22 protein-coding genes are annotated in these 19785 nt (G+C 71.0%); 13 read left to right on the forward strand and 9 right to left on the reverse strand.

What is annotated here, in order from left to right; all coding sequences use genetic code 11:
- Window positions 1-20 precede the first annotated feature (20 nt).
- Window positions 21-716: a GNAT family N-acetyltransferase gene (locus BJ969_RS25410; RefSeq protein ID WP_184483080.1), complete on the forward strand. Its 696-nt coding sequence runs from the start codon at window positions 21-23 to the stop codon at window positions 714-716.
- 3 nt (window positions 717-719) lie between these two features.
- On the opposite strand, the gene BJ969_RS25415 is transcribed toward BJ969_RS25410, so the two are convergent.
- On the reverse strand, window positions 720-1586 hold the full coding sequence (locus tag BJ969_RS25415) for a helix-turn-helix domain-containing protein (protein WP_184483082.1): 867 nt from the start codon (window positions 1584-1586) through the stop codon (window positions 720-722).
- Window positions 1587-1763: 177 nt separating this feature from the next.
- Entirely contained in the window at window positions 1764-2876 is a 1113-nt protein-coding gene (locus BJ969_RS25420; RefSeq protein WP_184483084.1) for a glycerate kinase, read from the reverse strand.
- Window positions 2877-3064: 188 nt separating this feature from the next.
- Here BJ969_RS25420 and BJ969_RS25425 point away from each other — a divergent pair, with 188 nt between their 5' ends.
- The 8 genes from BJ969_RS25425 to BJ969_RS25460 all read left to right on the forward strand — a co-directional run bounded on the left by BJ969_RS25425 (window position 3065) and on the right by BJ969_RS25460 (window position 9998).
- On the forward strand, window positions 3065-3322 hold the full coding sequence (locus tag BJ969_RS25425) for a thiamine-binding protein (protein WP_184483085.1): 258 nt from the start codon (window positions 3065-3067) through the stop codon (window positions 3320-3322).
- Window positions 3323-3589: 267 nt separating this feature from the next.
- Complete coding sequence (locus BJ969_RS25430; RefSeq protein ID WP_184483087.1) at window positions 3590-3940, forward strand: helix-turn-helix domain-containing protein; 351 nt, start codon at window positions 3590-3592, stop codon at window positions 3938-3940.
- Between the two features lie 91 nt (window positions 3941-4031).
- Window positions 4032-4529 (forward strand): 2-oxo-4-hydroxy-4-carboxy-5-ureidoimidazoline decarboxylase, encoded by a 498-nt coding sequence (gene uraD, locus BJ969_RS25435; RefSeq protein ID WP_184483089.1) that lies wholly within the window; start codon window positions 4032-4034, stop codon window positions 4527-4529.
- Window positions 4526-4846, forward strand: a complete 321-nt coding sequence (gene uraH, locus BJ969_RS25440) for a hydroxyisourate hydrolase (RefSeq protein WP_184483091.1) — start codon at window positions 4526-4528, stop codon at window positions 4844-4846. The genes uraD and uraH overlap by 4 nt, the downstream gene beginning before the upstream one ends.
- 7 nt (window positions 4847-4853) lie before the next feature.
- Window positions 4854-5744 carry a factor-independent urate hydroxylase gene (gene pucL, locus BJ969_RS25445; protein WP_184483093.1) on the forward strand — a complete coding sequence of 297 codons (891 nt, stop codon included), beginning with the start codon at window positions 4854-4856 and terminating at the stop codon, window positions 5742-5744.
- Between the two features lie 301 nt (window positions 5745-6045).
- Complete coding sequence (locus BJ969_RS25450) at window positions 6046-7419, forward strand: nucleobase:cation symporter-2 family protein (RefSeq protein ID WP_184483095.1); 1374 nt, start codon at window positions 6046-6048, stop codon at window positions 7417-7419.
- A 230-nt stretch (window positions 7420-7649) separates the two neighbouring features.
- Complete coding sequence (locus BJ969_RS25455; protein WP_221315937.1) at window positions 7650-8618, forward strand: glycoside hydrolase family 43 protein; 969 nt, start codon at window positions 7650-7652, stop codon at window positions 8616-8618.
- 315 nt (window positions 8619-8933) lie between these two features.
- Window positions 8934-9998, forward strand: coding sequence for a S8 family serine peptidase (locus tag BJ969_RS25460; RefSeq protein ID WP_184483099.1), 1065 nt, complete (start codon window positions 8934-8936; stop codon window positions 9996-9998).
- A gap of 47 nt (window positions 9999-10045) precedes the next feature.
- Here BJ969_RS25460 and BJ969_RS25465 read toward each other — a convergent pair whose 3' ends face one another.
- On the reverse strand, window positions 10046-10231 hold the full coding sequence (locus tag BJ969_RS25465) for a DUF397 domain-containing protein (protein ID WP_184483101.1): 186 nt from the start codon (window positions 10229-10231) through the stop codon (window positions 10046-10048).
- Window positions 10224-11066, reverse strand: coding sequence for a helix-turn-helix domain-containing protein (locus tag BJ969_RS25470; RefSeq protein ID WP_184483103.1), 843 nt, complete (start codon window positions 11064-11066; stop codon window positions 10224-10226). Before BJ969_RS25470 ends, BJ969_RS25465 begins: the two co-directional genes overlap by 8 nt.
- A 203-nt stretch (window positions 11067-11269) precedes the next feature.
- Between BJ969_RS25470 and BJ969_RS25475 the strand changes: the two genes are divergently transcribed.
- The 3 genes from BJ969_RS25475 to BJ969_RS25485 all read left to right on the forward strand — a co-directional run bounded on the left by BJ969_RS25475 (window position 11270) and on the right by BJ969_RS25485 (window position 13210).
- On the forward strand, window positions 11270-11503 hold the full coding sequence (locus tag BJ969_RS25475; protein ID WP_184483105.1) for a hypothetical protein: 234 nt from the start codon (window positions 11270-11272) through the stop codon (window positions 11501-11503).
- Between the two features lie 530 nt (window positions 11504-12033).
- The gene (locus BJ969_RS25480) at window positions 12034-12222 is read left to right on the forward strand and encodes a hypothetical protein (protein ID WP_184483107.1); all 189 of its coding nucleotides are present in this window, start codon (window positions 12034-12036) and stop codon (window positions 12220-12222) included.
- Between the two features lie 91 nt (window positions 12223-12313).
- Window positions 12314-13210 (forward strand): protein kinase domain-containing protein, encoded by an 897-nt coding sequence (locus BJ969_RS25485; RefSeq protein WP_184483109.1) that lies wholly within the window; start codon window positions 12314-12316, stop codon window positions 13208-13210.
- 10 nt (window positions 13211-13220) lie between these two features.
- Here BJ969_RS25485 and BJ969_RS25490 read toward each other — a convergent pair whose 3' ends face one another.
- The 4 genes from BJ969_RS25490 to aceB form a co-directional block, all read right to left on the reverse strand.
- Window positions 13221-13565 carry a hypothetical protein gene (locus tag BJ969_RS25490; RefSeq protein ID WP_184483111.1) on the reverse strand — a complete coding sequence of 115 codons (345 nt, stop codon included), beginning with the start codon at window positions 13563-13565 and terminating at the stop codon, window positions 13221-13223.
- Window positions 13566-13974: 409 nt separating this feature from the next.
- Window positions 13975-14922, reverse strand: coding sequence for an alpha/beta hydrolase family protein (locus tag BJ969_RS25495; protein ID WP_184483113.1), 948 nt, complete (start codon window positions 14920-14922; stop codon window positions 13975-13977).
- Window positions 14923-15152: 230 nt separating this feature from the next.
- A complete protein-coding gene (locus tag BJ969_RS25500; RefSeq protein ID WP_343071593.1) occupies window positions 15153-16403 on the reverse strand; it encodes a DUF6986 family protein in 1251 nt (416 codons plus the stop codon).
- Between the two features lie 139 nt (window positions 16404-16542).
- Entirely contained in the window at window positions 16543-18141 is a 1599-nt protein-coding gene (gene aceB, locus BJ969_RS25505; RefSeq protein WP_184483115.1) for a malate synthase A, read from the reverse strand.
- 195 nt (window positions 18142-18336) lie between these two features.
- Between aceB and BJ969_RS25510 the strand changes: the two genes are divergently transcribed.
- Window positions 18337-19116, forward strand: coding sequence for an IclR family transcriptional regulator (locus BJ969_RS25510; protein WP_184483117.1), 780 nt, complete (start codon window positions 18337-18339; stop codon window positions 19114-19116).
- Here the strand turns inward: BJ969_RS25510 and BJ969_RS25515 are convergent.
- Entirely contained in the window at window positions 19102-19785 is a 684-nt protein-coding gene (locus tag BJ969_RS25515; protein ID WP_184483119.1) for a VTT domain-containing protein, read from the reverse strand. The two genes, BJ969_RS25510 and BJ969_RS25515, sit on opposite strands and share 15 nt — an antisense overlap.

Below are 19785 nucleotides of genomic sequence, written 5' to 3' on the forward strand. Positions count from 1 at the left end.
TGCCGAACGGGGAGGGGCCGGTGGTGGACAGCGACGTCAGGGCGCTCGACGATCCGGTCGGCGAGTCGCTGCGCGGCCACCACGCCCACCTGGCCCGCCGGGTCGGTTCGGCCGCGACCTACTTGCCGGACGTCACGACGTTCGCGGCGGTGCCCGCCGATGCGGGCGCGGCCGAGTGGGCGGACCTGGCCCGGTTGCTCGGCAGCGGGGCGCTCGCCGACCTGTTCAGCAGCCCGGCGACGCCGCCACCGGAGTGGGAACCGGTCTTCTCCCTCCCGGCGCGGCGGATGGTCGGCCCCGCCGACGGCGTCGCGGACGCCGAGCCCGCATCCGCGGTGGAGCTCGGTCCGGGCGACGTCGCCGACATGCTCGACCTCGTCGCCCGGACCGAGCCGGGACCGTTCTGGGCGCGCACCCGCGAACTCGGCACCTACTTGGGCGTCCGCGACGAGCACGGCGCGCTGGTCGCCATGGCGGGTGAACGGCTCCGGCCGCCCGGCTGGACGGAGATCAGCGCCGTCTGCACCGCCCCGGCGGCCCGGGGCCGCGGCCACGCCGCTCGCCTGGTGCGCGCGCTCGCCGCCCGCATCCGGTCCCGCGGCGAACGCCCCTTCCTGCACGTCACCGACTCCAACACCGCCGCCATCGCGCTCTACGAACGCCTCGGTTTCACGATGCTGGAGCCGGTGACCTTCCGCGGTTTCCGGGTTCCCTGACGGTCAGCCCTCGGCGCGTTCCACCGGGATCCAGAGTTCCGCGTCGGCGTGCTCGCCGTCCTCGGAGAGCCGGGTGCTGAGCAGTTCCGGGCCGGGCCTGCTGCGGTACGGGTTCGACGGGAACCACTGGGTGAACACGTCCCGCCACAGGTACTGGATCGACTGCGGCATCGGCCCGGAGCTCTCGAACACCGCCCACGTCCCGGCGGGCACGCGCAGCGAGTCGAGGTCATCGGGACCGGCGGCGCTCGCCGCCACCCCGTGGTGGTAGTCGAGCGTGGTCCCTTCCGCCCGGCTCTCGTCGAGGTCGTCGGTGGCCGCGATGATCCCGGCCGGTTCCTGGTCGGACAACGCGGCGATGCGCCGCAGCTCGTCCGCGCCGATGCCTTGGACGTGCTCGACGATCGCCGGGTTCATCCCCTCGTGGACGAGCGGGACCCTGGCCTTCTTGCCGACGATGAAGAACTCGTCCCGTTGCGCGATCCGGTATCGCATGTCGCTGCTCCCTTCGACGATGAGCCGGAAGGAGATCCGCTGCTGCGAACGCAGCACGGCACCGTCGCGCCGCGCCTCGCCGGGCCCGACGCCGTGCATCGCGCGGAACGCCCGCGCGAACGCCTCACCGGAGCCGTAGCCGTGGCGCACCGCGATGTCGAGCAGCGTGCGCGTCCCGCCGAGCACTTCGGCGCCCGCGCGGGTGAGCCGCCTGCGCCGCACGTACTCCGACAGCGGCATCCCCGCCAGCGCGGAGAACATCCGCCGGAAGTGGTGCTCCGACGTCGCCGCGATCCGCGCCGCCTCGGCCAGGTCCAGCTGCTCGTCGAGGTGCGCCTCGATGTGCTCCAAGGCCTCGTTCAACCGCTCCAGCACCGGGATCTCCTTCCCTCGTGCTCACCACGCTAGGAAGCCACCACCCCACCGCACCCGACATCGGCGTGCCCGATGCGGTCGGGTGCACGTGGGCGGACCGCCCCGTCCGGACGAACGGTCCGTTCACGCTGGCGTCGGCCCTCGTTCCAGCCTGGTGCAGCGGTGCCGGTCAGTCGCTCAGGCGAGCCACTTCGCTGTGACGTGCCCGGCGAGGACGGGGAGCAGGGATGCGGCTTCCCGGATGCAGCGCTGGGGGTCGGGTTCGACGTCGGTGAGGGCGAAGACGTCGGCGAATCCCGCTTCCCGCAGGCGTTCCGGCGCGAGCGTGCAGCGCCCGGCGACGGCGATGACGGGGATTCCGGCCGCCGCCGCTCGTTCGGCGACGACGGCGGGGCCCTTGCCGTGCAGGGTCTGCTCGTCCACCGAGCCTTCGCCGGTGATGACCAGTGCGGCGCCGGGCAGCGCCGCGTCGAAGCCGACGAGTTCGAACACCAGGTCCGCACCGGGTCGCTGCCGCGCGCCGAGCACGGCGAGCGCCGCGTAGCCGACTCCGCCCGCCGCGCCTGCGCCGGGTTCGGCGGCGGCTTCGCGCCCGCCCGCGCGGGTCACGGCACCGGACCAGCTGCGCAGCGCGGAGTCGAGCAGCCGGACCTGGGTGGGGTCGGCGCCCTTCTGCGGCCCGTACACGTGCGCGGCGCCGTGCTCCCCGAGCAGCGGGTTGTCCACATCGGACGCGAGCACGATGTCGGCTTCGGCCAGGCGCGGATCGAGCCCGGAGAGGTCGACCTCGGCGAGCTCGACGAGCCCCCCGCCGCCCGGCGGCAGCGGCCGCCCGGCGTCGGCGAGCAACCGGGCGCCCAGCGCGGCGACCATGCCCGCGCCGCCGTCGGTGCAGGCGCTGCCGCCGACACCGAGCACGATGGTGCGGGCTCCGGCGTCGAGCGCGGCGCGGATCAGCTCCCCGGTGCCGAAGCTGGAGGCGGTCATCGGCGCGAGTTCCCGCGTGGGCAGCAGCGCCAGCCCGGATGCGGAGGCGAGTTCCACGACGGCCGTGTCGTCGCGCAGCGCGAACTCGGCGGTGAGCGGTGCGCCCACCGGGCCGGTGACACGCGCCTGCATGCGGCGGAATCCGGTGGCGATGGCGGCTTCCACGGTGCCGTCGCCGCCGTCGGCGATGGGGGCGAGCCGCACCTCCACCCCGGGCAGTCCCGCGGCGAGCGCGCTCGCGACATCGGGGGCGGTCAGCGACCCCTTGAACTTGTCCGGCGCGATCAGGACGGGACCGGGCACAGCGCTCTCCCTCGGCTCACGGTGGTTACCCGCACATTCCACCCGACTCGCCCGATCAGCGGAACCCCATCCGGTCGCGTTCAGCGGACTGGGATGCCCTGCGCGGCACCGCTTCCGGCTGCGGGGTGGCCGGTGTTCTCCGGCCCGTACAGTGTGCGCACCGGCACCCGCTCCTTCCGGAGGCCCGCATGCATCCGACCGATCCGCAGGTCACCGCGGAGTTCACCACCGAACCGTTCCACGGCGAGGGCGAGCCGCCGCAGCACGCGCTGGCCGCGCGGGACCGGTTGCGCGAGGCGGGACTGGAACCGGATTTCGGCCCGCTGGGCACGTCGGTCACCGGGGCCCGCGACGCGGTGCTGCCCGCGATCTCCCGCGTCCTCGATTCAGCGCTGGCCTCGGGCGCGCACCGCATCACCCTCCAGGTCACCGTCGACGAGACCTGACCACCTCCGGGGACACCCGCGATTTCGCGAGAAGTTGAACGCGCCCCGCGTGTCGTACACCCCTGTGGACAACTCGTTCCCCCTGTTCAACGTGCGCCTCGCGGCCGTGAAGCGACGGGCTCGCCTCGTTCGGGTGGTTCAATTTCTCGCGAGATCTCCCGAGTAGTCCACAAGGTGACCGCGGGGCCGGCTGGGTGCGCGGCCGATCCTTGGTGGCTCCGAACACCGGTGGGCGACCGGGTGGCGCGGAGTCCTTACGCTGTCCGGGTGCATCCGCTCGCTTCCGCGATCGCGCCGTTGCTGGCGCAGCTCGGCGCCACCTCGGTTCCCGTCGAGGACCGGGAACCGAGCGACGTGCTGCTGTACTGGGAGGGCGAGCCCGCCGTCGCCGTCCGCCTGCCGGGCGCGGAGCTGACCAGCGCCCTGGACCGGCTGATCGCCGAGGTGGAGGCAGAGCTGGGCGCGGCGCTGCCGGAGCTGCCGAGGGCGGACAAGCAGCGCGCGGTGCGGCTGCTGGAGGAGCGCGGCGCGTTCACGTTGCGCAAGTCGGTGGAGTCGGTCGCGAAGGCCCTCGGAGTCAGCCGGTTCACGGTCTACAACTATCTGAACCGCGAATAACAGCCTCCCCCACCTGCAACTTCAACAAAGTGTTGACACCACTGGGTGCTGGTCGTAGCTTTTCGTCTCATCCGAGCGCGATGGGAACACCATGTCAGCACCCGACCGGTTCAACGGCCTGCCCAAGACCGAGCTCCTGCTGGAACTGCGAGCCTGCCTCGACGTCCCGCGCTGGGCGCAGCGGCTCTCCGACGCCCGCCCTTACGCGACCGCCGCGGACGTCCTAGCCCGAGCCGATGCCGCCGCCCGCGAACTCACCTCCGACGAGATCCACACCGCGCTCGCCGCGCACCCCAGGATCGGCGAGCGGGCCGACGGCCACGACACGTCCTCGACCTGGTCCCGCTCCGAGCAGTCCGGGGTGAACTTCGGCGATGATGCGCTGAAGTCCGCGCTGCGCGCCGAGAACGCCGAGTACGAACGCCGGTTCGGCCACGTGTACCTGGTGTGCGCGAGCGGCCGCAGCGGTGCGGAGCTGCTGGAGGTCCTGCGCTCCCGCATGCACAACGATCCGCGCACCGAACTGGGCGTGGTGGCCGACGAGCTGCGCAAGATCGCGTTGCTGCGCCTGGAGAAGGTGATCGCATGAGCGCCGTCACGACGCACGTGCTGGACGCGGCGCTGGGCCGCCCGGCCGCCGGGATCGCGGTCCGGCTGGAGGGCGCGGACCTGGTGGCCGACGGCGTCACCGACGGCGACGGCCGCATCGGCGACCTCGGCCCGGACGCGCTCCCGGCGGGCGACTACCGGCTGACGTTCGACATCGGCGCCTACTTCGCCGCGCGGGGCACCGACACCTTCTACCCGCAGGTGCAGATCACCTTCCGCATCGCCGATCCCGCTCAGCACCACCACGTTCCGCTGCTGCTGAGCCCGTTCGCCTACTCCACCTACCGAGGGAGCTGATCGCCCGATGGGCATCGTGTTGGGACCGAACCAGTACGGCAAGGCAGAGATCCGGCTCGTCGCGGTGGACCGCGACGGCGACCGCCACGGCATCCGCGACCTCACCATCGGCACGTCGCTGCGCGGCGAGTTCGACTCCACCCACCACACGGGCGACAACGCGAACGTGCTGCCGACCGACACCCAGAAGAACACCGCCTACGCGTTCGCGAAGCAGGCCCCGGTCGGCGAGATCGAGGATTTCGCGCTGCGGCTGGGAAAGCACTTCGTCGACACCCAGGAACCGGTGCGGGGCGCGCGAATCCTCGTCGAGGAGCACGCGTGGGAGCGCATCGAGGTCGGCGGTTCCGGCCACGACCACTCGTTCCGGCGCGGCAGCGATGAGAAGCGCACCGCCGCGGTCACCTTCGACGGCGGCACCGCGCACGTGGTGACGGGCTTGAAGGACCTGGTGGTGCTGAAGTCCACCGGCTCGGAGTTCTGGGGCTACCCGAAGGACGAGTACACGACGCTGCCGGAGACCTCGGACCGCATCCTCGCCACGGCGGTCACGGCGCGCTGGCGCCACCTGGGCACCGACGTGGACTGGGCGGCGAGCTTCGACTCGGTCCGCACGACGTTGCTGGAGGCGTTCGCGACGACGCACAGCTACGCGTTGCAGCAGACGTTGTACGCGATGGGCGAATCAGTGCTGAAGCAGCATCCGAACGTGGCGGAAGTGCGGTTGTCGCTGCCGAACAAGCACCACTTCCGGGTTGATCTGGAACCGTTCGGATTGGCCAACGACAACGAGGTCTTCTTCGCCGCCGACCGCCCGTACGGCCTGATCGAGGGCACCGTGACCCGCGACGACGTCGAGCAGGCGCCGATGGCCTGGTACAGCACCCCGGAGTTCTGACCCGCCCCGATTCGCCCGCGGGTGAATCCTCGTTGATCCGGTCGCCCGCGGGCGAATCCTCGTTGATCCGGTCGCCCACGGGCGGACCACCGTCGATCCGATCGCCCGCGGGCGAACCCGCCTTTCACCGAGCCGTTGTTCCGGCACCGATTCCACATCCGATCAGCCGATTCGTGCTGCCTTGGAAAGGACGAGGATCGGCGCCGGAGAATTGATCCGGCGGACACGCGCCGAAATCCGCGGAAAATCGTCGCCCGGTAGGAAATCAGCCGAATCCCTTCCCATGGCCGAGGAGTCCTCGATGGCCTTCAAGAAGCACGCCGGCACCGATGTCCACCCGGTGGACGAACTGCCCGCCCCCGGCAGGCTGGTGGCCTACGGCGTCCAGCACGTGGCCGCGATGTACGCGGGCGTCGTCGCGCCACCGCTGATCATCGGCGAGGCGCTGGGGTTGTCCGGGGTGCAGCAGACGCTGCTGATCGGGGCGAGCCTGCTCACCGCCGGGCTGGCGACCTTGTTGCAGTCGCTGGGGATCTGGCGGATCGGGGCGCGGCTGCCGTTCGTCAACGGCGTCACGTTCGGCTCGGTCGCCCCGATCCTGGCGATCATCGCGCAGCCCACCGGGGAGAACCCGCTGTCGGTGGTATACGGCGCGGTGCTGGTGGCGGGGGCGCTGGCGTTCCTGGTGGCGCCGTACTTCTCGCGGCTGGTGCGGTTCTTCCCGCCGGTGGTCAACGGCACCGTGATCACGCTGATCGGGTTGTCGCTGATGCCGGTGGGCATCGGGTGGATCGCGGGGCAGGATTCGGCGGCTGCGGACTACGGCTCGCCCGGCCGCATCGCGCTGGGCGCGGTGACCTTGGTGCTGGTGCTGCTGTTCAACCGGTTCCTGCGCGGGTTCTGGAACCGCATCGCGCTGCTGATCGGCCTGGTCGCGGGCACGGTGATCGCGTGGCCGTTCGGCTTGGTCGACACTTCGACGTTCGAGCAGGCGCCGATCTTCAGCCTGCCGGTGCCGTTCGCGCTGGGAGCGCCGAGCTTCAGCGTCAGCGCCACGCTCTCGCTGTGCGTGGTGATGCTGGTGGCGATGATGGAGAGCACCGCGGACATGATCGCGCTCGGCGAGATCGTGGACCGGCCCGCCGATGAGCGCACCATCGCCGCCGGGCTGCGCGCCGACGGCGCCGGTAGCGCGCTGAGCGCCGTGTTCGGCGGGTTCACCTGCAGCGCGTTCGCGCAGAACGTGGGGCTGGTGGCGCTCACCCAGGTCCGCAGCCGGTTCGTGGTCGCGGCCGGTGGCGGCGTGCTGGTGCTGCTCGGCTTGTTCCCGGTGGTGGGCGCGGTGGTCTCGCTGGTGCCGCAGCCGGTGCTGGGCGGGGCGGCGCTGGTGCTGTTCGGGTCGGTCGCCACCAGCGGCATCCGCACCCTCGGGCGCGCGGATCTCGGCGACCCGTTCCAGGCGTTGATCGTGGCCGCGTCGCTGGGCATCGGCCTGGTTCCCGTGGTGCAGCCCGATTTCTACGCGCAGGCCCCGGACGCGTTGCGCACGGTGCTGGATTCCGGCATCAGCACGGGCTGCTTGGCGGCGCTCGCCCTCAACGCCCTCTTCCACCGCCGCGCGCCGGAGCAGCCCGCTGATCACGCTGCGCCGCTGCGCGCCGATCCGGGTGAGTGATCTTTCCTCCTGATCGGATGAGCCGTCCTCCTGACCGCGCGCCGGGTGGACGGCTCGTCCGAGCGCGCAGGCGGATCTCCGGCTACCGCGAAACCGGTCGTCCGCCCGCTGAGAGGCACGATCGGGTGTCACTCGTGGGGTGAATGTGTCCAGCGAGGCGCACGGGGCGCCGGTGCACTGGTGCGGTCACCGAAGGAGGGGCCGTGCCGCGAAAGTGCCGACACATTAGCTTGACCACTGCCATTCTGCTGCTGCTCATGTCACCGACCGCCCTGGCGCGCGAGCGAACGGAGGGAGCGGACGCGGCCCGGCAAGTGATCTCCCGGAACTTCCCCGATCCCGACGTCTTCACCCACGGCGGAACGCACTACGCGTACGCGACGAACACCGCCGGGTACAACGTGCAGCTCGCCACCGCGACCGACGCGACGGGATCGTGGGAGCAGCGGGCCGACGCGCTGCCGCAGCTGCCGCCGTGGATCGGCCCGTCCGAAACGGGCAGCCTCAACGTGTGGGCGCCGGACGTGAGCGCCCGCGACGACGGCACGTTCCTGCTGTACTACACCGCGCACCACGCGCCCTCCGGCCGCCAGTGCATCGGCGCCGCCGTCGCCGGTTCCCCCGAGGGGCCGTTCATCCCGACCGGGCCGGATCCGCTGATCTGCGCTCCCGGCCAGGGCGACGTGATCGACCCGAGCAGCTTCGTCGACGACGACGGCAGCCGCTACCTGCTCTACAAGGACTCCCGCGGCACCCGCGCCCGCAGCGGCCCGTCGACCATCCACCTGCGTCCCGTCGCCGCCGACGGCCTCACGCCCACCGGTGCGGACGTGTCGCTGCTGCGCGCGGACCGGCCGGAGGAATCCGGCGTCGTCGAAGCGCCCACGCTGCTGCGCAGGCCGGGCGGGTACGTGCTGCTGTTCTCCGGCAACACCTTCGACAGCGGCGACTACTTCACGAACTACGCGACCTCGTCGAGCCCGACGGGTCCGTTCACGAAAGCGCCCGGTGCGTTGCTGAGCAAGGAGATCCTGGGCGGCGCGGTGCGGAATCCGGGCGGCCAGGACGTGTTCGACGACGGCGGGCTCATCGCGTTCCACGGCGACCTCCCGGAGCCGCCCGGTGATCGCGGGCTGTGGATCGCGGAACTGAGCTGGGACGGCCTGAATCCCGTGCTGTCGCGGGAAATTTCCTCTTGAACGATCATGGGAATCCACCCGATCGTGCACTGCTCGATGAGTTCTGCGCGGACACCTCCCCGGCTATCGTTCCGATCAGTCCCCTCCGATGGCGCGCGATCTCCTTGCGAGGCAACCGGATGGGGCAAGGGAGGGAGCGGACCCGATGTCCTCTGAGGACATCGGGTCCGTTTTATCCGTTCAACACTGCTCCGTTCGCAGCAATTCGCTGAACCGAACAGCGGCTTCTGGACTCGGTCATGTATCGGGACGAAACGTCGATCGTCAGGCTGTCGTTAATCGCCTGAACTTTTCGCCGAAACCCAGGAGCAGCCCATGCGTTTACGGGCCCTCGCAGTCACGGTCGCCGGCCTGACGGCATTAGCCACGCCGTCCGCCTCCGCAGCCACCACCAACGATCCCTTGGCCGGCCAGCAGTGGGGCCTCGACCAGATCCACGCCGAGCAGGCGTGGCAGACCAGCACCGGCGCCGGGCAGGTCATCGCCGTCGTCGACACCGGGGTCGACCTCGGCCACCCCGACCTGCAGTCCCAGCTCGTCCCGGGCGCGACGTTCGCCTGCGGCGGCGCTCCCGCGCCGTGCGGCAACGGCGACTGGGTCGGCGGTGACGGCGTCGGTCAGGACACCGACGTGCACGGCACCCACGTCGCCGGGATCGCGGCCGCGGCCGCGAACAACGGCATCGGCGGAGCGGGCGTCGCCCCCGACGCGAAGATAATGCCGGTGAAGGTGCTGGAGAACGGTTCCGGCGCGTTCAGCGAGATCGGCGCGGGCATCCGCTACGCCGCCGACAACGGCGCCAACGTGATCAACCTGAGCCTCGGCGCGCAGCCCGGCACCCAGCTGCTCACGCTGCTCGGCATCGAAGCGGACGCGAAGGACGCCATCGAGTACGCCCGTTCGAAGGGCGTCGTGGTCGTCGCCTCCGCGGGCAACGAGACCGCGCCGCTGTGCGACACCCCCGCGTGGGAGAAGGGCGCACTGTGCATCGCGGCCACCGACCGCGAGGAGAAGAAGGCCTCCTACTCCAACTTCGGCCTGAAGCTGGACATGAAGGCCGTGTCCGCGCCCGGCGGCGCGGGAGACGACGTCTGCGCCGACGACGTGATCTCCACCGTGCCGCGAGGCATGGGCACGCCGAAGTGCGGCCAGCCCGACTACGACGCGCTCGCGGGCACCTCGATGGCCGCCCCGATGGTCGCCGGTGCCGCCGCGCTGCTGACGGCGCAAGGTCGTTCCGTGGACCAGGTGGAGCAGGTCCTGATGGACACCGCGCACACCCCCGGCAGCGACAACACCGGGCAGTTCAGCCTGCTCACCGGGCACGGCGTCATCGACGCCGCCGCCGCGGTGAACGCGCCGGTCGTGCCGCAGCCCTGATCCGGTAGGTGGGCGGCCCCGCATCGGGCGGGCCGCCCACCGCCCGCTCACCGGTCGAAACGGCCGGATTTGAGCGTGTGCAAGAAGAATCCCCACTGCGCGGCCGGGACGGTGAAGTGCCCGTCCTCCGGCGCCTTGGAATCCCGCACCGCCGTGGACCCTGGTGACAGCGCGACTTCGACGCAGTTGTAGTCGCCGCTCCACGTGCTCTTGCGCCACTTCAGTTCAGCCATCTCCGAGCCTCTCCGCGACCGCCGAGATCATGTCGTCGGAAGTTGTCGCATCCAAAGCATGTTTGCCCAGCCCGTTGCACACTTCCACAAACGGTTGCACTGCTGAAGTTTCAGTGACGAAGACGCCGAAGCTGCGAGCTTCCACGAACACGTAGGGCGTCCCGTCCGCCAACTCGTAGAGCGTGAACGAACCGCGCAGCCCCTCGTGCGGCACTGCATCGAACGGCAGGACTCGGATCGCTACGTTATCCCTGCGCTGCACGGCGATGAGGTGCCTCAGCTGCTCTTGAGCGATCCTCGCGTTCGCAAGCGTTCGCCAGAGCACTGCCTCGTCCAAGAACATGGCGACTTTCGGCGCTCTCGGCTTCGACAGCACCGCTTGGCGCCCAAGTCGAGTAGCGACTTGCCGCTCCAGATCAACACCGGGAGCGAGGGACGACCCCAGGATCAAGCGGGCGTAATCGGCGGTCTGGGCGAGTCCCGGAACCAGCGCCAACTCCACCGCCGTGATCTCCACGGCCTCCCGTTCCAGGATCATCAAGCTCGTCACCTGGTCCGGTACGTGCTCGGTCGCGAGCCAGGCAGCGTTGTCCTTCGACTCCCCGACCCGCTCGATGAGCTCCTGCTTCTCGTCGCCGACGACGCCGAACACCGCGCAGAGCGCGCTGACCTCTTCGCGGCTGGGCGACCTGCTGCCGAGCTCCGTGCGGTTGATCGAAGCCGGTGAGACACCGAGCGATTTCGCCACCGATCGGGTGGATAAGCCCCTGCTTTCCCGGAGTTTGCGCAGTTGCACGCCGAGCCCCAATTGGCGCAGCTTGTCCGCGTGCCGCATCCGGTCACCTCCGCATTCGCCGATTCCTCTCGCCGAGCAGTGAGACGACGAAGCCACCGGCACCCATCGTGAGCTGCGAAGTCTCATCTTGGCGGAAACACAAAATAGCGATCTACCTTTCGTTTCGTCAGCGGTTCCGCTGGTGATCGAACCGAAAGGAGGACGAAATGGCGCTGCCCCACCCTTTCCGATGCCCCAGACCGGTGGCGTTCTGGATCGTCGGGCTGGCGCTGTACCTGCGCCACGCGACGCCTTCCCGGCCGGGCGCGCTGCCCGGCGGCGAGCGGGCCGCGACGCTGTGCGGCACCTGGATCCGCGTCCCCTTCGACACCCCGCCACCGCGCCGCCCCCGATCCGAGCAGATCACCGAACGGTGCCCGCAGTGCGCCGACATCGCCCGCACCCACGACTACCTGCTGCTCACCTGGGACTTCTGACACGACACCGGAATCCACCGGTCTCCGAACCCCGGCCCGTTGCGGCACCTCCCCGACACCGCACCGGACCGGCCGGTGGCCGGGCGCTCCCCCACTCCGTCGCGCCCGGCCACCACCCCCACCGCCGGTGAGTGAACGGACCGTTCGCCCAATCCCACTGGACGAACGGTCCGTTCACCCGCCCCCGGCCCGCCCTCGCCGGGCCGCCGCGAGCCGATCGAAGTGAACGGACCGCTTGCCCAATCGGATTGGACGAACGGGCCGTTCACTCGGAACCAGGCGTCCACGCCGTGACGGGTATCGGATGAAGTGAACGGACCGCTTGCCCAATCGGATTGGACGAACGGGCCGTTCACTCCAGCTTCGTTGGACGAACGGGCCGTTCACTCGTGTCCCGCGCCGGGGTGGGCTCCGCTCGACGGCAGCGCGGTCCGGTATGACCGATCTTCGCGTAGCCTGGCGAGGAGCTGATCTCGCCAGATCGTCCGCGGCGAGGTCACGCCCCGGCACCGGACGCAGGAGAATCCACAATGGACTTAGGCAAGCTGTTCAGCTCCCTCTCGCCCGCCAAGCACGACCACCGCTCCTCCCGCGACAGCAGCGACCGCCGCAGGCACCACCGCGGGCGCAGCCACTCCAGCAGCGACCACCGCCGCCGTCGCCGCGACAGCTCCAGCCGCAGCGGATCCGGCCGCCGCCGCCACCGCAGCCGCAGCTGAACGAGCCCGGACCAGCCGAGCCCGCGAGTCCGGCGCCACCGCGCCGGGCTCCGGCCGAAACACCCCGCACCTGCGAACGAAACGGTGGCCCGTGGCCGTTGACGCGCCGAGTTCCTACTACGGCGAAGACGACGACTGGGGAGCTCCCGGCCCCGCCCTGGAAGCCGGCGAGCACCTCGCTCCGGGCTATCGCGTGCTCTCCCTGCTGCGGCGGGGAAATCGGCTCGACGTCTACGACCTCTGGAGCGAGGAGCGCGGCTGCCGCTGCGTCGGCAAGACCCTGCGCCCGGAACGCGCCGAGGACACCACCGCCGCCGGGTGGCTGCGCGGCGAAGGGATGCTGCTGGGCTCCCTCACCCATCCGCACCTGGTGCGCGGCTACGAAACGGTGCTCAGCAGCGAGCCCGCCCGTCCCGTGGTGATCACCGAGACGCTGCCCGGCGCGACGTTGAGCTACCTGCTCGACCAGCACGCGCGGCTGCGGCCCGTCGACGCGGCGATCCTCGGGATCCAGCTGTGCTCCGTGCTCGGCTACCTGCACCGCCAGGGCTGGGCGCACCTCGACGTGAAACCGTCCAATGTGGTCTCCGCGGGCGGGCGGGCCGTGCTGCTCGACCTGAGCCTCGCCTGCCGCATCGGCGAGCACAACACCGCAGGCACCTTCGACTACCTCTCGCCCGAGCAGGCGCGCGGTGGCGAGATGACCGCCGCCACCGACGTCTGGGGACTCGGAATCACCTTGTGGGAGGCCCTTTCCGGCGCACCGCCGTGGGTCGACGTCTCACACCGGCAACGACGCGAGGACGGCTCCCGGCACTACCCGCAGCTCGACGGCGCACCGCCGCCGCTGCGCACCCGCCGCCGCCTGCCCGCCCGGCTGTCCCGCACCGTCGACGCCTGCCTGGCCCCCGACCCGGCCGCGCGCCCGAGCATCGACGAGGTCGCCACCCGCCTGATCACCTGGTCCGGCATCGACCCGACCGCCTGAGCGGGGACTGTCAGCGCTTGCGGCGGAACGCGATGGCGCAAGCCACGCCGATCGCCGTGAGCGCGAGCTGACCGCCCAGGACGATGCGGTTCACGCTCACCGCCGGATGCCAGACGGCGCCCTCCGAGGTGACCGCCCACGCGCCGACGGGCCGGGCCACGGCGCCGACTCCCCCGCCGGTTCCCCGCTTCTTCCTGCCGCCGAGCCCACCACCGGTGCGGACCTGCGCGACCGGCACCAACGTCGTGTCGCCCTGCTGCACGACCGGCCCGAAGACCTGGTCCTCCCGGAGGCGAGCGGCGAGCGCGGACAACGCGTCCTCGGTCGCGGCGAGCTCGTTGTCGTTCCCGGCCATGGCCCCTCCTCGAACGATCACCCGTCCCGCCAACCCTAGCCGCCCACCACCCCCACCAGACCCCCTTCAGCCCGACGCCCCTTCCGGACGAACGGCCCGTTCGCCCAACGGGATCGGACAAGCAGGCCGTTCACTCCGCCCCGACTCGCCTCCGACCCGCGCTTCCGGATCAAGTGAACGGACCGTTCGTCCAATCCTGTTGGGCAAACGGTCCGTTCACTCCACCCCGATCCGCCCCCGACCCGCGCTTCGGGAACGGACCGTTCGTCCAATCCCGTTGGGCAAACGGTCCGTTCACTCCATCCCGATCCGCCGCTGACGCGTGGTTCGAGTTCGGGTGAACGGACCGTTGGTCCAATCTCGTTGGGCAAACCGGCCGTTCACTTCATCCCGGCGCTGCGCGGGTGGGCTACTTCGAGTCGACTCGGCCGAGCGGGGTCGGGGTGGCCGCCAGGTCGGCGCACGCCTCCTGCCAGGAGGGGTCGCCGGGGTGCAGCGTCGAGCGGAGGTAGGCCGTGGTGAGCCGCCGGACCGCCTCCACCCGCTCGGGGTTCTCGTCGGTGGTCTCCGCGACGTCGTACCCGGACACGCCGCCGAGCCCGTGCCCGGCGCCGAACAGGGTGAGCAGCGATTTCGGGCCGGGCGCGAGGAAGTACGGGTCGGCGTGCCACTGCGGGCCGCGAACGGTCAGGTGCTCGGAGGCGTCCGCGTCCCCGGCGACGACCAGCGCGGGAGCGGCCATCTCGGCGAAGTCGATCCCCAGGAAAAACGGGTAGTTCTCGGCGACGAACTCGGTCACGGCGTCGCCGCCCCGGCCGGGCGCGGCGAGCAGGACGCCCGCCTTGATCCGCGGCTCGGTCAGGTCCACCACCGAGCCGTCGGTCGGGTCGGTGAGCCGCGAACCCAGCAGCATGCTCGCGGTGTGCCCGCCCATGGAGTGCCCGGCGACGGCGACCTTCTCCCGGTCCAGCCGCCCGCGCAGCTGCGGGACGGCGTCCTCGATCTCGTCGAACCGGTCGAGGACGGCCGACATGTCCAGCACCCGCGACCGCCAGTGCAGCGGCGCGTCGGGCTCGTCGGTGTCGAGCCGCAACGTCGTCGAGCTCAGGTGGGTCGGCTGGATCACGACGAAGCCGTGCGCGGCCCAGTGGTCGACGAGCGGCGCGTAGCCGTCGAGCGAGGAGAGGTGGTGGGAGTGGCCTTGCCCGTGCGACAGGAGGATCACCGGCAGGCCGGTCCCGGTGACGGGCGCGGAGACCCGCACTTCCAGGTCCACCGGGCGGCCCGGCACCGGCAGCACCACCGGGCGGACCGAGAGGACGGGTGCGGCGTCGGCCGCGTGGGTCGAGTCGTTCATGGTGCGCGTCTTCCCTTCGATGGCCGCCGCACCACCTCGTCGCGGGTCGGCGGCCGCTTCAGCACACCAAAGCGGAGCACTGTTCCGTTAAATATACGGAGCAGTGTTCCGCTTCGTCAACGCGGACGCGCCCGCGCAAGAAAACCGCCCGCCCGGCGCAACGGTGCACCGGAACGGGCGGAGTGGGACCTCCGACCCGGCGAGCGATCAGCCCGCCAGGTCGCGGCAGGTCAGAGGCGGGCGAGCGCCCGGAGTCCGGGCTCGTCGATCGTGGTCATCGCCTGCGCCTCAGCGGCGTCGATGGCCCCGCCGTCCAACGCGCGGACGAAGGCCGATGCCATCGCGCGGGCCGTGGCGGGCTCGTCCAGGACCGCGCCGCCGCCCGCGCCGACGTAAGCGGCGAGGCGGTGCGCCTGCGCGGGCGCCGTCTCGCGGAACGCGGCGAACACCGCCGCGTACCGGCTCACCAGCTGCGCCGGATGCAGGTCCCAGCCCTGGTAGAAACCGTGCGCCAGCGAACGCCGCACCAGGTCGTAGTGGTTGCGCCAGCCGTGGTCGCGCTGCTCGCCGACGGGCAGCACGTTCGTCGACCCGTCGGACAGGAAGATCCCGGTGCCCGCCGCGGCCACCTGCATCGCGTGCCGGGCGAAGTCGCAGGAACCGTGCGCCAAGTGCTGGTGGGTCGCGGTGAGACCGCAGCTCGCGGTGTAGTCGTAGGTGCCGAAGTGCAGACCGCTGACCCGCCCGGCACCGGCCGCGATGAAGCGCGGCAGCGCGAACCGGCCCGAACCGTCCACGATGGACTGAGTGGTCTCCACCTGGATCTCGAAGCGCAGCGACCCCGCCGCCAGGCCCAGCTGCTGCTCGAACAGCTCCAGCAGCTCGACGAACACCTCCACCTGCGCGACGTCGACGACCTTCGGGAAGGTCAGCACGAACCCGCTCGGCAGGCTCCCCCACCGCTGCAACAACGACGTCAGGAACACGTCGAGGGTGCGCACCGACCGCGCGCGCAACTCCGCGTCGTCGAAGGACTTCACGCGGAGCCCGAAGGTCGCGGGCTGCTGCCCGTCGCGCAACCAGCCCGCGACGACACCGGCCGTGCGCTCGGCGTCGGCGTCCTCCGCCTCGTCACCGGGCGCGCCGTAGCCGTCCTCGAAGTCGATCCGCAGGTCCTCCACGGCCGCCCCGGCCAGCTTCTGGCGCACCCGCGGATGCACCGCGTCGGCCACCGGACCGTCCAGGCCCAGCAGGAACGTCAGCGAAGCGGGCTCCGGCAGGTGCTCGTCGAACGTGCCCAGCGCCGTGTCAGCCCACTGCCGCAAGGTGCCCGAGTCGACCGCGCCCGCGGGCACGTAGCAGGTGTGCACCGGTTGCCGCGCGGCACCGGCTCCCGGATACCGCCGCGCCATGTCCTCGTCCACGGCCGACAACCGGGCCAACCGCGACTCGACCTGATCCGCGTTCAACGACGTCCGCACACACACCTCCGGCGAGAAAGAAGCCCTTGCACCTTGAACTTTGATCGTCGTCCGCCCGTGGCGGAGCCGCCGGACGTGAACGGATTCCCACGGCGGAAGAGGGGGCGGCACGACACCGCCCCCTCTTCGAAACGCCCGATCAGATCCGCTCGTACGCGGGCAGCGTCAGGAAGTCCACGAACTCGTCGGCGACCGCGACCTGCTCGAACAGCTCGACGGCCTGGCCCAGGTTCTCCGTCGGGAAACCGTTCTCGGCGCGCAGCGCCTTCTCCGTGTCGGCCAGCACCTGGCGCACCAGGTCGACGGTGACCTGCTCGCCACCGGCGAGGACCACGTCGTTGTGCAGCCACTGCCAGATCTGCGAACGAGAGATCTCGGCGGTCGCGGCGTCCTCCATCAGGTTGTGGATCGCCGCGGCACCGTTGCCGCCCAGCCAGGACACGATGTAGCGGACGCCGACGTCCACCGCCGCGCGCAGGCCCTCGATGGTCTTCTGGCCCGGCGTCCGGTTCACCGACAGCAGGTCGTCGGCGGTGACCGAGACGTCCTCGCGCTTGCGGTCGATCTGGTTCGGCTTGTCACCGAGGACGCCGTCGAACTCCTCGAAGCAGATCTCCACCAGACCGGGGTGCGCGACCCAGGAACCGTCGAAACCGTCGCCGGCCTCGCGGTTCTTGTCGTCGTGGACCTTGGCCATCGCCTTGTCGTTGGCCTCCGGGTCCTTCTTGTTCGGGATGAACGCGGCCATGCCGCCGATCGCGAACGCGCCGCGCTTGTGGCAGGTGCGCACCAGCAGCTCGGTGTAGGCGCGCATGAACGGCGCCGTCATCCCGACCGTGTTGCGGTCCGGCAGGATGTACTGGTCCGAGTCGCGGAACGTCTTGATGACGCTGAACAGGTAGTCCCAGCGACCGGCGTTGAGGCCCGCGGAGTGGTCGCGCAGCTCGTAGAGGATCTCCTCCATCTCGAACGCCGCCGGGAAGGTCTCGATCAGCACCGTGCCGCGGATCGTGCCGTGCGGGATGCCGAGCTCCTGCTGGGCGTGGGTGAACACGTCGTTCCACAGCCGCGCCTCGAGGTGGCTCTCCATCTTCGGCAGGTAGAAGTACGGGCCGCTGCCCCGGTTCACCAGCTCCTGGGCGTTGTGGAAGAAGTACAGCCCGAAGTCCAGCAGCGCACCGACGATCGGCTTGCCGTCGACCAGCACGTGCTTGTCGTCGAAGTGCCAGCCGCGCGGGCGCACCAGCGGCACCGCGTGCTGCACGTCGTCGCGCAGCTTGTACTGCTTGCCCTCCGGGGTGGTGAGCTCGACCTGCTTGCGCACCACGTCGTAGAGGTTGACCTGGCCGCTGACCACGTTCTCCCAGTGCGGGGTGTTCGCGTCCTCCAGGTCGGCCAGCCAGATGCGGGCACCGGAGTTCAGCGCGTTCACCGACATCTTGCGGTCGGTCGGGCCGGTGATCTCCACGCGCCGGTCGGCGATGTCGGCCGGGGGCGTGGCGACCTGCCAGTCGGACTCGCGGATCTCCTTGGTCTCCGGCAGGAAGTCGAGGCGGCCGTTGCGGGTGGCCTCGTCCCGGCGCTGCACGCGGCGGGCCAGCAGCTCGTCCCGGCGGGCGCCGAACTTCCGCTGCAGACCAGCGACGAAGTCGAGAGCCTCCTGGGTGAGGATCTCGTCGCCCCGCTCCACGGAGCCGCCGAGCACCTGCACGCTCGTCGCTGGGGTCGTGTCGGACATGGAAGCCCACCTTCTCTCGGGTACCTGCGCTCGCCGCCGCGCCGGGTCACGCCCGGTAGCGCCACAACGCTTCAGTGCTTTTCTGCATCGTGGATGTTAGTTTCCACGTATGGCCCGAGGCAACATGAGCTCGGGCACCGCCGACTAGAATCGATCACCAGGCCGACCTCCGAGGCCGACGAAGGGACCGCAGCGATGACCGGGCCACGCCGTGCCAACCAAGGCGGAGGGGTGCAGTCCATCGAACGCGCCTTCGACCTGCTGGAACTGATGGCGGACGCGGGCGGCGAAGTCGCGCTCTCCGAACTCGCCGAAGCCTCCGGGCTGCCGCTGCCGACCATCCACCGCATCATGCGCACCCTCGTGACCAGCGGATACGCCCGGCAGCAGCCGTCGCGGCGGTACTCGCTCGGGCCGCGGCTCATCCGGCTCGGCGAAACCGCGAGCCGCTCGCTCGGGTCCTGGGCGCGCCCCTACCTGGCGGAACTCACCGAAGCGACCGGCGAGACCTCGAACATGGCCGTGCTCGACGGCGACCAGATCGTCTACGTCGCGCAGGTCCCGTCGCAGCACTCGATGCGGATGTTCACCGAGGTCGGCCGCCGGGTCGACGTGCACGCCACCGCCGTCGGCAAGGCCGTGCTCGCCGACCTCGCCACCGACACCGTCGCGCAGCTCCTCGGCCGATCCGGGATGCGGGCGCAGACCGAACGCACCATCACCACCGTCGCCGCCATGCAGGACGAGCTGGGGCGCGTGCGCGAACAGGGCTTCGCCATCGACGACGGCGAGCAGGAAGTGGGCGTGCGCTGCTACGCCGTGGCGGTGCCCGGCGCCCCCGCCGGAGCGGGCATCTCGATCAGCGGCCCCGAAGGGCGCATGACGCGGATCGCCACGGACACGATCGTCCCGCTGATGCGACGGCTCGCCAAGGACCTCAGCGCCGAACTGCGGACCGCCTCACACAGCGCTTGAGGCCTCCGCGTCCGCCGAGGTCTCCGCGTCCGCGCGGGACCGGCGACGCCGCACCACGAGCACGATCGACCCGATCACCGCGGCGACCAGCACCACCGGCAGCCCGGCCAACCCCACCGCGGACGAGACCTGGTCGAACGCCGCCCCCGCGATCCGGCCGAGCGTGACCAGCAACGCGGCCCAGGCGAACGCGGCCGGGACGTTCACGGAGCTGAACCTGCGATGCGAGACGCCCGCGCGCCCGGCCAGGCGGGGCATCAAGGTGCGCACCACGCTGAAGAAGTGACCGGTCGCCACGGTCGCCGCCGCACGGCGGTCCAGGAACGTCAGCAGCCGGCGCACCCGCTCCCGCCCGATGCGCTGGATCAGCTTGCGCTCCAACCGGTTCGGCGGGTCGAGCAGATCGGCCGAACCCGCCTCCCGGTCCAGCAACCGGAGCCTGCGAGCCCGCAGGAAACCCCACTGGCAGCCCAGCGCCGAAGCCGCACCCGCCACCAGCACCGCCACCCACGGGTTCGCGACGCCCTGCCGCGACAGCAGCCCCAGCGCGAGCAGCGTCGGCGAACCGGGCAGGAACAGCCCGATCGGCGACCCGGACTCCATCGCCAGCACCACCAAGGCCACCGCGAACAGCCCGTACACCGGCAACCCCGACAAGAACTCGATCAC

Origin of the sequence: Saccharopolyspora gloriosae, from assembly GCF_014203325.1 — a bacterium.
Classification (GTDB): Bacteria; Actinomycetota; Actinomycetes; order Mycobacteriales; family Pseudonocardiaceae; genus Saccharopolyspora_C; species Saccharopolyspora_C gloriosae.

Coding starts and splice junctions, on each gene's coding strand:
- BJ969_RS25425 (WP_184483085.1), top strand. CDS start 3,065: ATGCATCCGACCGATCCGCAGGTCACCGCGGAGTTCACCACCGAACCG.
- uraD (WP_184483089.1), top strand. CDS start 4,032: ATGTCAGCACCCGACCGGTTCAACGGCCTGCCCAAGACCGAGCTCCTG.
- uraH (WP_184483091.1), top strand. CDS start 4,526: ATGAGCGCCGTCACGACGCACGTGCTGGACGCGGCGCTGGGCCGCCCG.
- pucL (WP_184483093.1), top strand. CDS start 4,854: ATGGGCATCGTGTTGGGACCGAACCAGTACGGCAAGGCAGAGATCCGG.
- BJ969_RS25450 (WP_184483095.1), top strand. CDS start 6,046: ATGGCCTTCAAGAAGCACGCCGGCACCGATGTCCACCCGGTGGACGAA.
- BJ969_RS25460 (WP_184483099.1), top strand. CDS start 8,934: ATGCGTTTACGGGCCCTCGCAGTCACGGTCGCCGGCCTGACGGCATTA.
- BJ969_RS25465 (WP_184483101.1), bottom strand. CDS start 10,231: ATGGCTGAACTGAAGTGGCGCAAGAGCACGTGGAGCGGCGACTACAAC.
- BJ969_RS25470 (WP_184483103.1), bottom strand. CDS start 11,066: ATGCGGCACGCGGACAAGCTGCGCCAATTGGGGCTCGGCGTGCAACTG.
- BJ969_RS25480 (WP_184483107.1), top strand. CDS start 12,034: ATGGACTTAGGCAAGCTGTTCAGCTCCCTCTCGCCCGCCAAGCACGAC.
- BJ969_RS25490 (WP_184483111.1), bottom strand. CDS start 13,565: ATGGCCGGGAACGACAACGAGCTCGCCGCGACCGAGGACGCGTTGTCC.
- BJ969_RS25495 (WP_184483113.1), bottom strand. CDS start 14,922: ATGAACGACTCGACCCACGCGGCCGACGCCGCACCCGTCCTCTCGGTC.
- aceB (WP_184483115.1), bottom strand. CDS start 18,141: ATGTCCGACACGACCCCAGCGACGAGCGTGCAGGTGCTCGGCGGCTCC.
- BJ969_RS25510 (WP_184483117.1), top strand. CDS start 18,337: ATGACCGGGCCACGCCGTGCCAACCAAGGCGGAGGGGTGCAGTCCATC.